The sequence below is a fragment of the Deltaproteobacteria bacterium genome, from assembly GCA_013151235.1.
Lineage (GTDB): Bacteria > CG2-30-53-67 > CG2-30-53-67 > CG2-30-53-67 > CG2-30-53-67 > JAADIO01.
Genome location: JAADIO010000017.1, coordinates 1 through 8,523, shown reverse-complemented (window position 1 = coordinate 8,523; position 8,523 = coordinate 1). Strand labels below are relative to the sequence as shown.

The 8,523-nt window shown below is 55.6% G+C and carries 7 protein-coding genes; all 7 read right to left on the bottom strand.

Features of this window, described 5'->3' with window-relative positions:
• Positions 1–199 (bottom strand): hypothetical protein (locus GXP58_03315; protein NOY52632.1); only part of this gene is annotated, 199 nt, incomplete at its 3' end.
• On the bottom strand, positions 199–1,806 hold the full coding sequence (locus tag GXP58_03310; GenBank protein NOY52631.1) for a hypothetical protein: 1,608 nt from the start codon (positions 1,804–1,806) through the stop codon (positions 199–201). The genes GXP58_03310 and GXP58_03315, both read right to left, overlap by 1 nt.
• A gap of 196 nt (positions 1,807–2,002) precedes the next feature.
• The gene (locus GXP58_03305; protein ID NOY52630.1) at positions 2,003–3,019 is read right to left on the bottom strand and encodes a hypothetical protein; all 1,017 of its coding nucleotides are present in this window, start codon (positions 3,017–3,019) and stop codon (positions 2,003–2,005) included.
• Positions 3,020–3,037: 18 nt separating this feature from the next.
• Positions 3,038–4,783: a hypothetical protein gene (locus GXP58_03300; protein ID NOY52629.1), complete on the bottom strand. Its 1,746-nt coding sequence runs from the start codon at positions 4,781–4,783 to the stop codon at positions 3,038–3,040.
• A 26-nt stretch (positions 4,784–4,809) separates the two neighbouring features.
• Positions 4,810–5,898 (bottom strand): 6-bladed beta-propeller, encoded by a 1,089-nt coding sequence (locus GXP58_03295; GenBank protein NOY52628.1) that lies wholly within the window; start codon positions 5,896–5,898, stop codon positions 4,810–4,812.
• 26 nt (positions 5,899–5,924) lie between these two features.
• Positions 5,925–7,997, bottom strand: a complete 2,073-nt coding sequence (locus GXP58_03290; GenBank protein ID NOY52627.1) for a hypothetical protein — start codon at positions 7,995–7,997, stop codon at positions 5,925–5,927.
• The coding region (locus GXP58_03285) for a hypothetical protein (GenBank protein ID NOY52626.1) at positions 7,994–8,523 on the bottom strand (530 nt) is incomplete at its 5' end. The genes GXP58_03290 and GXP58_03285, both read right to left, overlap by 4 nt.

The following is an 8,523-nucleotide window of genomic DNA, read 5'->3' as shown; positions in this document are numbered from 1 at the left end:
TTGCGGCCGTTCCTGTTGTGAATGCCCATTGAACTCCGGCCCACGTCAGTCCCTGCTGCACCATCGGGTTCTTCGTCACGTAATCCGGATCGTCGAACGTGATGAAACCGCAATGGAGCAGACCGTGAAAAGTGACGATGACAGACAGGAGCAGCATGGCTGTCCAGAAGAGGATTTTACCCTTCGGTGTCCAGGCCATCAACTTGTCCCGTTTCGTTCCAGCAGGTAGATCCAGAGTCGGGAAGCCGGTCGTACCGTCGAAGCCGCCGTCCCCCAGAGATAGATACTCGGCCGGCCGGGAAAGAGTTCAACCAAACCGTCCACATGGTAATAGCGGTCACTGTAATTATGGAACCAGCGGAAGATCCGTCGGGAGGATTTCGGACGTATGAGCCACGACGCGGGAATGGCCACATAGACCAGAAAACGTGGCTTGGCCTTCATGATTTCCCGGATCGTATCCTGCTGCATTCTGTCGGCAAAAGGCTGGTTTTCCATGAGCGGGTACATGTATATATGCCCTGTAGCGGAATGCCGGTGACTGTAGAAACAGATTTGCGGTTCCGATCCCAGGACGGCAATCTGGTCGTCCGGAGAGGAGTGTTCCCGTATATAACGGGCGATCTCAACCGATTCAGGGAAGGGATTCAATGAATAGACTGCGCGGGAAACTTCCGTCGGGGTCATCCGGAAATAGAGATCACGTTGCCGCACGAAGGGGGAGATGCATGCGCCTGCAACGACGACCCCGGCCAGAGTCCCTGCAAGTATCCCGTTTCCTCCGATTCGTTCAATGAACCGCCCGAGTTCTTCCGCTCCGGATCCTGCACAGAGGGCAACTGCGGGGATCATCAGGACGAAGTAGTGGGGCCGGAAGTAGAGGCCCGGACAGATGGCGAAAAATGAGAAGAGGAGGAAGGTGACGGCGAAGGGAGCACGAGACCTGTTTTTTTTCCTGAAGAGGACGATCAGACCGAGGGCGGCCAGCAGCCAGATTCCGGTCGAAGCATGAAGGATCGAGACGGCCCTGCCCCGGAAGAGATGCCATGCAGCGTCCAACGGCACCTGTCCCACGTATGTCCGCGCATAGGTTATCGTCCAGAACCAGAATGCGTCGAAAAGGCCGAGGCGGTAGAAGATCAGGCAGGTAATCCCGTAAGGGATCACGGCCCCGGCGCCGAAGAGAAGAAGCTTCGGAGTTGTTTCCCTGATCCGTGCCTGTCCCCGGAAAAGATCATCCAGAAAGATCCAGACCCCGCCGAAGAGGAGCAGCGGGACAGCGAGCTGTATGATCATGAGGGCGATCCCGAGGCAAAGGCCGGAGAGAAAGAGGAGCCGGCGGGATCGTTGCTGTTCCAACCCGGCAAGCAGGAGGATTATTCCCCCTGTGGTGGGCAGGAGGACAAACTGTTCCGCATGACTTACCATCCCCTGGACTGATGGACTGAGGGAGAGGACGGCGAAGGCCGCTGCTGTGGCAAGACCCGCCCAGGGAGAGAGAAGCTTTCGGGCGAGGAGATAGAGAAGAAAGAGGGTCGCCGCATTGAAAAGAAGGAGCCCTATATGAATTCCGAAGGGCGTTTGACCGAAGAGAGCCATAATCCCGGCATAAATAACGTAGATGCCGGGGAACTTCATGTTATAGACCAGGCTGTATGGAGGGATTCCCTCGAGGATCAACTGCCCCATGTAGGCGTACTCTCCCTCGTCCCGTTCCAGAGGTAGACCGGCCAGATGGTAACGGATGAGGGCGATTCCAGTAAGGAGCAGGAGGAGCAGGAGGATTTGCAATCGGGAGGTTTTCATTCAAACTCTTTTTCTCTCGCAAAGCACGCAAAGGGCGCAAAGAAGATCCATATATATTTTAACCAAGACCTGTTCCAGCCTTCCTTGGCGGCCTCTGCGAGAGGCGCCTTGGGTTGTAAGGCCTTTTCTCTCACCCAGTACGCAAAGGACGCCAAGGACTGCAACTGCCAATTCCCATCCCGGCTAAGATCAAAACCTATTCGAGGTTTCCCTTTGCGTCCTTGGCGGCCTCTTTCCCTGGTTTTTCCTCCATCAGTCGGGAGTCGAGGATCTTGATTTTGGCCTTTTTGCGGAGCTGTTTCATCCAGGCTTCACTCCGTTCGTTCGTTTTCCGGCGGATCAGATCTTCAACCAGCTTATCCTTGATCTCCTCGAAGGGGACCAGCCGCTCCGGTTTCACCTCTTCCAATTTCAGAATGGTATACCCCTCGAAGAGCTTGTACGGTCCGAAGAGTTGCCCGGGTTTTCCGGCAAGTACCTCTTTTTCGATCTTGGGGTCGAACCGTCCTTTATGGATGAACCCCATGTCGCCACCACGATTCTTGTTGTTTGCATCCGAATATTTCCTTGCAGCCTCCTCGAAAGGAAGTCCTTGCCGAATCTCCTTCATGACCCTTGTCGCTTTCTCTTTGAGTTGTTTGACGACCTCCGGAGTCGACAGGGCCGGGACCTTGATGATGATTTTCCGGAGATGTAACTGTTCCGGCTGGATAAACTGTTTTTTGTTCTCGTCGTAGAATTTCCTGGCTGTGGCCTCGTCCACCCGGATCTGGTCTGTTACTTCGTGTTTATAAACCTTTTCTGTAAGTTTTCTCCTCTTGAGGGCCTCCCGGACCTCTTTTTCTGACACCTTCAGCTTCATAAGCCGCGCCCTGTAGGCCTCTCGGCTCGGATAACGTGCAATCAGCTCCTTTACAGCCGTCTCAAGATCTTCTTCCGGCAGGGAGATTCCCAAGCGTTGAGCTTCCTGGAGTTTGAGTTCCTTGTCGATCAATTCGTGCAGGGCCTTTCGCAGAAGCCGATTCTTGACTTCCGACGTGACCTTCCTGTGGAACATATTGAGGGGAATCAGACGCTGGTACGCCCCGTAGAGCTTCGACTGTGCGATCGGGGTTCCGTTGACCTGCGCCACCACCGGGTCGTTCTCCGCGGCGAAGAGGCTGACCGGAATCAAAAGCAGGATTAAAAGTGAAATAATTCTTTTACGGCGCATAAGAGGACTCCTTTGCAATTAGTAGGATGAGGGACTGTGGTCATAATTATGGCAGGAGAGGTAACACTCCACGTGGAAAGTCCCCAATGAATCGTATTCAAGTTTGCCGGACCCTGGGTCCGGAGTTACGATCGTGGTGTCGAAATTAATCAGGTGGGCGTTGTTCGTGCCGTTCCCGAGAGAATTACTGATCCCATGGGGATCGTGGCAGATTGAACAGGGGGCGTTGCCGTTATTGTTGGTCCCCGGAAGCACATGGGTGTCGTGCGGAAAACCGTCCGGGCTCGGCGTCTGCAGGAGGAGGGTTCGATTGTGACATTTGTAGCATAGGGCATAGGTGCTCGGTGTCTCCAGGGTGTTGTCCGCCAAGTCGTATTCCCGCTCAAGCAGATAAGGCCACTGTGAACCGTGCGGCCCGGCCGGGCCGTTCCCGCCGCCGCCGGGACCGCTGTCATTGTTGTGACAGTCCGTACAGTAAATTATTGTGGTCGGGGTGTAGGGAGCGATCAGGGTTGGGACATTTGTATTGACCCCGGCACCCTCCACTGGGTGGTAGGAGGGACTGGTGAGGTCAAACTGGAGCCGCTTGTTGACTTCCTGGATCTGCCGGGTTACCGGAGGCGGGCCCGGATCGGTATCGCCGTGGCATTTGAAACAAATCTCGTATTGGTAAGATGCGGGCGTTACTTTGAGGCCGGAAATGTTGACGCCCGTTACTCCCTGCAGCGCCCCGGAGACATTCGGCGCCGTGGCGGTCTGACCGTTTGCCTGGTGCGGATTGTGACAGTCAACGCATTCTACATGCCGGTTCATCGTTGCCGGATTTTCCAGAGGGTCATGGACTCCGAGCGTATTTGCAACGGGGTGACTGGAGAGCTTTGAAAGCTCGGACTGGACGTCCGTTGATGCAACATTGCCGTCATGACACCGCAGACAGTTTTCTTCCTCCGCTGAAAAATTCAGAATGCGCTCATGTCTGCCGGCCGTGTGTGGCCGATGGCAGTTCTCGCAGCCGTTATCTTCAACGGTAGTATAGGTGGTATGGGGCCAGGGGTCGGCGCCGTTGCCGTTCCAGCCTGCGGTGGAGAGGTCGTGAGGGGTGGCGGTCCATCCTGTCGGTTGATGACATTCCGTGCAGATGGCGGAGCCGGTATTGTCTTCCACGAGGAATTTGCCGAACTCATTGTCGTGCGGGTCGTGGCAGGATGTGCACTGCATCTCCCCGTTGCGGTCGAGCTGGACCTGGTCGATAAGAAGCCCCGGGTCCTTGTACTCCGGGTTTGAGGTGTTGATTGTACTGTCGTAGACAAACGAGATCGGATGATCGTCGGACAGGTCCGTTCCGAGGGCCGAGGAGCCACTGTCCAAAAAGCGTTGCGTCATTTCGATCTCCGTCGGACTGCTCGCCACGGCGCCGATCGCAATCGTGCCGTCGTGGCAGGAGAGACAGAGCCTCGATCCCCCCGTCGGCTGACCGGGAAGAACCGGCGCCGTGCTGCTCTGGTAAGGGATATAGGTCGATGTGGGATCGTCACGGTTCCAAAGGAGCGGACCCGTAGCATGATGCGGCGTATGGCAGAAGACGCAGAGCCGTTTTCCCGAGGTTGCCTTGATTGTGCCGGGACCCTGCGCGGAAAGATTGTGTTTTGTATCCTGGATCAGGTTTGCAAAGGCAGGAGGGGTGAGAGAGAGTGCCAGAAGAGGAAGAGAGAGTGCAATCAACACTTTCTGCCGAAAGGTCCGGAATACTCGTTTCGTTTTCATTGTCAGTTCCTCCATCTGTCGGCCGGTCAGGGGAGAACCCTTCTTCCCGACGCCTTGATATACTGAAATACCTGGATCCTCCGGTTGTAGGAATCGGCTACGTAGATCCGGTCCTTTGAATCGATCACAAGATCCGCCGGCATGGAGAACTCCCCCGGTTTTGTCCCATACTTCCCGAAGTAGAGGAGCGGCTCCCCTTTCCGGTTCAGGATCTGCACGTTGTTGAAGATGGCGTCGGCCACATAGAGATTCCCGTCACTGTCCAGGCCGACCCCTTTCGGTTTGGAAAGAGCGCCGGGACCGTCCCCGTTATTGCCGATGGCATAGAGGAACTTTCCGTCCGGGGTGAAGGCCTGGATCCGGAAGTTCATGGCGTCGGTCACATAAACCCGGCCCGCGCTGTCGAGGGCGATATGGGTCGGGTAGTTGAATGCGCCATGGGCGGAACCCCGTTTGCCGAAATCGAAAAGGTGTTTCCCGTTCAGGCCGTAGACCCGGATCCTGTGGGCCAGGGTGTCGACGACATAGAGCCGCTTTGATTCATGGTTTACATCCAGCCCGGTGGGGCGTTTGAATGTCCCGATCGTTTCCTTCAGATGTCCTTTACGGTCGAAACGGTAGACCGCTCCCGCTGCCGAATCGGAGACCAGTATCTCTCCTCCGCCGTCGAAGGCGGCATCCATGGGTGTGATGAGTACCCTCTTCTTCCCGGTCTTCGGGAAGATGAGGCATGAACCGTCCGACGTACCATAAAGATAGACCCTGTGTGCGCCCGGGTCGGTGATGAGCATGTTTCCTTCGGTGTCGATGTCGAGTCCGTAGGGCCGGATCATCCGGACGGTATTTTTCCCAGCGAGGAGGGCGAGCATCCGGTTCCACAGGGTGTGACTGCTTCGCAGGTCATTGGGAAACGAAATGGAGTGCAAATAACGGATCCGGGCGGGGGCCGGAGGGCAGGGCCAGACCCGTTCCCGTGCCTCGACGGTTGCCTTTTCCGCGGGGGGGGCGTCTCCCCTGTGAAGAATACAGGAAAATGAGGACAGGAGGACCGGCAAAAGGAGTCCCCACAGGATTGGCAGGGCCCGGTTCTTTTTCAGCATATGGCGAGGATCCATAGACAGCTCCTTCCTTCGGCGGCGGGTCAGAAATCGCGTGTTGCACTGAGATAAAGACGACGTTTTTCCCTGGTGCCCGTGAACTCGTACCGGCTGTGGAAAAGGTCATAGTTAAGCTGGATGTTGAACCGGCGGTAACTCCAGGAAAGATGTGAGGAGATATTGAAGGAAATCGACTGATCATTCGTTGAACTTCGATTGCTGTAGTTCCCCGATAACCCCCAGGAAATGCGGTATGGCAGCAGAGTGGAAATCCCCGTTCCGATGCTCCGACTGTAGCTGGTGCTCTCCCGCGAGAAGGACTTCGTACGGGAGTAGGCGGCGTGCATGTTCCAGGTGATATGGTAGGGGAGCCGGTAGTGTATGCTTTCTGTAATGCCTTCTGATTCACGGGGAGCCCTTTTGGAGCGGAACTCTTTTCGCACCGCCCTGGTATCGGAATGCGGGTAGTGCAGCGAGATACGGTATTGTTTGCTTCTTGTCGAGTCGATCCGGTTCCCCGTATCGACCCCATGTATCTTTTTGTGCTTACCGACCGATGCGCCATACCCGAAGGCGAGATGTTGCCATAGGCTGAAACCGATGCCGTATCCCTGGCCGAATGAATTGTAGTCGAGAGAGGAGAGAACCTGGTATTCGTATATCAGCGTAAGGGTCTGATAGCCGATCAGGCTCTCAGGGCTTGCCGGATCGTTGTATGGAGGAAGGAGTTGGAGTCTTGTCACCCCGTTTGCATCTTGATGCACCTCGTAGTGGACCCCTTCGGCCATGATGTTGCCGTCCCTGTCTTCGGCCGGGAATAAGCCGGATGCGTCGAAAATCTCAATGGTCTTCGTATTGGCGAAATCGTACCGGAGTTCGATGACGTCGGGTTCCGTCGGGTTTTCTCCGAATTTGTGTTTTTCGTCGTTCACCCGGTTTGTGCCCGCCTCCATGTCCTCCCTGTGTTGCCGGAAACTCAGACCATAACTGAGATGGAAATTCCCGGCCGGGATTTTCTTGTTGTAGCGCCAACGCGCCCGTTCTTTTGTTTGATAAAAACTTCCGGTTTCGTAACGTGACTTGCTCCCGCTTATACTGAGGGAGGTGCTGAGACTTCGATAAAGTTGATGACCCAGCGACCACGAACCGGACTGTGAGGTGGAGCGGGATTTTCCCGACCCGGGCAGATCCGACATCTGCGTTGACCGGTGAAAGGAGTAGCCCATGCCGGACCGGAGAGAGCTGGACAGCCGTGTGGAGACCCCCGTCGAGAAAAGGATCTGCTTACGGGTGTTTGTTGTTCCTCGCCGGTCCATCATCATGAAAGTATCCCTCAGACGGGTCCCTCCCCTGCCGAAGGAGAGAAAATGGTGCAAAGAGAAGGTATGGTCCCGGGTATCGATATCCGTATTCTCCGTCATCGCATGTCCTGACGAATAGCTGATATCGGCGGTGCCGATACGATCGTTGCTGTAGGTACCGGTTGCGGATATAGAATGGGATGTATCCGTATAGGTGGTATCGGCTTCCTGCCGTCTGCTGTTCTTGCGGGCCCGGACCGTACACGGGAAGACGTCGTTTTTGTACGAGAGTATCGCCTCCTCGAGGGTGCTGGTTTGTATCCGGTCTTCCGAGAAGGTTCCCCAGTTGATTGTTCGGTCCCGGTTAAAATTGAGTGCGAGGTTCAGGGACTTGCGCTTCAGTATCTTTATGTAAAGGTCGTAGAGCAGGTTTTTGTGGCGCAATGTTCGCTCCCGATTGCTGCCGCTGTTGCTGATGCTTCGCTGCAGGCCCAGGGATGTATGCCCGCGGAAAGTGAGCAGATAAGGATGATAAACATACCCGGAAAATCCCAAGCTGACATGTTCGGAATAAGAGCGGTTTGTGGATTGAGCGGGCGTTCCGGTATGTTTGTTTTCCTGGTCACTGTTGGAAAGGCCGGTACTGAATCCGAGTGAACCGCCCATCCCCGTGATCCGGAAAAGGCGGATCGGAACCCTGTATGCAAAGGCCGAAGATCCACCTCCCGGCGGGGCCAGGAGAAGAGAGAGGAGAAGCGCCAGGAAGAAAAGCAGTCCGGCAGGTCTTCTTCTACCGGTATCATGCGGGGAAATCAACCACGCCTCCTCTCTTTCCCCCTTTTTACATTTTCCGGCGAAAGGTCTTTCGATTTCGGAAGATTCAATGTCTCTTTCAGCATGAAACGTCTGTTGCTCCCGTGCGGATCGTGACATTTCGTGCAAGATTCCTTCCCGATGCCGGAATGTGCAGGAGTCCTCATGATCCGATTGCCCTCGTGACACCTGAAACAGAGACGTCCCATCGGTGCAGTCTGTAGCATGAACTTGTTCGGCGATTCATGCGGATTATGGCACATGACGCAGGCGCCGTACTGGGCCGGGGCGTGGACAAACCGGTAACTTTCCGCCAGCGATTCCTGCGACTTGTCGTCGTGGCACATGCCGCAGAGCTTTGTTTTTTTGGTTACAAAATCGACACCCGTCGGGATCGCTCCCCGGCTCTGGATGACATGGCAGGCGTCGCACATCTTGGCCGCGTAAGGGGGATGAACCTTCCCCCGCCGGGCCTCTTCGATTTTCTTCCGTTTCTCTTCTATTGCCCTCTTTCGGGCCTCTTCTTCGG

Bases quoted from the DNA above. Each gene is read 5' to 3' on its own strand.
- GXP58_03310 (NOY52631.1), bottom strand. From the start codon at position 1,806: ATGAAAACCTCCCGATTGCAAATCCTCCTGCTCCTCCTGCTCCTTACT.
- GXP58_03305 (NOY52630.1), bottom strand. From the start codon at position 3,019: ATGCGCCGTAAAAGAATTATTTCACTTTTAATCCTGCTTTTGATTCCG.
- GXP58_03300 (NOY52629.1), bottom strand. From the start codon at position 4,783: ATGAAAACGAAACGAGTATTCCGGACCTTTCGGCAGAAAGTGTTGATT.
- GXP58_03295 (NOY52628.1), bottom strand. From the start codon at position 5,898: ATGGATCCTCGCCATATGCTGAAAAAGAACCGGGCCCTGCCAATCCTG.